Source organism: Homoserinimonas sp. (assembly GCF_056262345.1).
Genome location: NZ_JBACFR010000117.1, coordinates 1 through 2,523, shown reverse-complemented (window position 1 = coordinate 2,523; position 2,523 = coordinate 1). Strand labels below are relative to the sequence as shown.

Annotated in this window: 2 protein-coding genes; both read left to right on the top strand. The window is 65.9% G+C overall.

The genetic code is table 11. The annotated features are described in order from the left end of the window. Window positions 1-819: type I glutamate--ammonia ligase (locus tag AC062T_RS06120; protein WP_476028354.1), on the top strand; the 819-nt coding region annotated here is incomplete at its 5' end. 46 nt (window positions 820-865) lie between these two features. Further along, the gene (locus AC062T_RS06115) at window positions 866-2,380 is read left to right on the top strand and encodes a GMC family oxidoreductase (protein WP_476028353.1); all 1,515 of its coding nucleotides are present in this window, start codon (window positions 866-868) and stop codon (window positions 2,378-2,380) included. Window positions 2,381-2,523 lie beyond the last annotated feature (143 nt).

The window sequence follows — 2,523 nt, the reverse complement described above, 5'->3', positions numbered from 1 at the left end:
CTCGTCGGCGAGCTCTATCGTGGGCTGACCCTGCTCGACCTGCCGCTGCGCACGATCGAACTCGAGTTCGGACCAAGCCAGCTCGAGATCACCCTTGAGGCCGGTGACGCCGCCAAGGTTGCCGACGATGTCATCCTCGCGCGGATGGCGGTTCGGCAGATCGCCCGACGCATGGGCTACCACGCCACGTTTATGTCCCGCCCTCTCGGCGCGGACACGGCGTCGACGGGCTGGCACCTGCATCAGTCGATGCGCAACCTCGTCACGGGGCAGAACGTCTTCATGTCGCCGGATGCCGACGGCATCCTCTCCGACACAGGTCGCTACTACCTGGGCGGGCTCCTGGCTCACGCCGAGGCCGCGGCTGCGTTCACGACGCCAACCGTCAATGGCTACAAGCGATACCAGGCCTTTTCTCTCGCGCCCGACCGCATCCTGTGGGGCATCGATAACAAGGGCGCCATGGTGCGCGCTGTGGGCGGAGCCGGCGATGATGCGACGCGGCTCGAGAACCGCTCTGGCGAGCCCGCGGCAAACCCCTACCTCTACATCCTGTCGCAGCTCGTCAGTGGCATGGACGGCCTCGACCGGGCTCTCGAGCCAGGCGAGCCTACGGAGAACCCGTATGCCGACGACGTCACCAAGCTGCCCAAGTCGCTCGGCGCCGCCGTTGAGGCGCTCGCGGCGGATGACGTGTTTAGGGCAGCGCTGGGCGACGACGTGATCACGTGGTTCACGACGATCAAGCAAGCCGAGTACGACCGCTACCTCGCACAGGTCAGCGACTGGGAACAGCGCGAGTACTTCTCCCTGATCTAGCCGCTCACCCCGTGCTGAGTCTGCCTCGAACACGAAAGGTCCTGCCGTGAGCACAGCACTGCCCGCTCAAGTAGACGTCATCGTCGTCGGGGGTGGCACGAGCGGAAACGTTGTGGCCGCTCGTCTCGCCGAGGCGGGCCGGAACGTTCTCGTGCTTGAGGCCGGGCCCGATTTTGGGCCATTTGGTGACCCGCGTTGGCCCGCCGACATTCTCGACGCGACCAGGCTGGGGCATTCCCACGACTGGGGTTACGACTCGGGCGACACCCTCGATGTGCGGGTGTCGTTCGAGCGGGCTCGCGCGATCGGCGGATGCTCGGACTTCAACGGAACGACGCAGACGTGGGGTCACCGCAGGGACTACGACTCGTGGGCCGAATCGGGGCTCGACGGATGGGCGACGGATGATCTGCTCCCGTTCTTCGAGGCGGGCACGAAGGCCATGCGTGTGAAGGACTACCGCGTCGACGAATTGACGTCGTGGCAGCGGGTGTGGTTCGACGCGGCTCCCGCCGTGGGGATTCCCCAGCGCCACAACCTCAACGATCTCGACGAGGGGCCAGCCGTGGCTCCCGAATCCAACAACATCGTCGACGGCATCCGCTTCAACACGGCGTTCGCCTATCTCGACCCGGTGCGATCGTTGCCGAACATCAGCATCGTGGGCGAGGCACACGTCGCCCACGTGCTCATAGATCGGGGAGTCGCGACCGGGGTTGAGGTGCTCTGGCGTGGAGAGACTCACATCGTGCGGGCGCAGCGCGTTGTTGTCGCCGGCGGCGCTTTTAACTCGCCCCAGGTGCTTCAGCGCTCAGGCATCGGCAACCCCGACTTTTTGCGGTCGCTCGACATCCCTGTTGTCCAGTCACTTCGCGGCGTCGGCGAAAACCTGCACGACCAGCCGTTCTCCCTCATGAGCTGGGCGGGCAGCGACCGTATGGCCCGCGAGATGGATGCCCTGCGTGCCGAGGGCTGGGCGCCCGACGAGCAGGCGATGGGCAAGGTGGGGTCGAGCTTCGACCCCGACGTGTTCGACCTGCACTTCTTGCCCTACAGCCCGACGCACCGCGGCGACGTCAAGCGGTGGAGCTGCGGTGTGAGCGCACTCCAGCCCGTGTCGCGCGGCTATGTGCGCATCACGAGCCGAGATCCCGAGGCCAAGCCGGTCATCGACCACCGCTTCTTGAGCGATCCGGAACGTCGGGATGCTCGTGTGCTGGCGGAGGGTATGGAGATTCTACGGGAGATGGCATCGCAGCCGGGCATCCGCGAGCTGGTCGGGGAGGAGATCCACCCCGGCATCAGCGCGGTTCCCACGTTTGACGAGCTCGTTCACTTCGTTGAGCGGAATCCCGACAACTATTGGCACCCGGTCGGCACCTGCCCCATGGGATCGGCCGACGACGAGATGTCCGTCGTGGATGCGCGGGGCTCCGTTCATGGCATCCAAGGACTCACGGTCGCCGACTGCTCGATCATGCCCATGATTCCCCGTGCCACCACGGCCATGCCTGCCGTGGTCGTTGGCGAGCGCATCGCCTCGTTCCTCGTCCAGAACTAACCGCAAGGATCCCTATGCCAATCCACACCGCCCTTGGACCGATCGAGCCGCACGAACTCGGCGCGACCTCGATGCACGAGCACGTGCTGAGCGACCTCTCCCTCTGGAGCAAGCCGCGGGTGGAGGAGCCTCCGGCCGGCGTG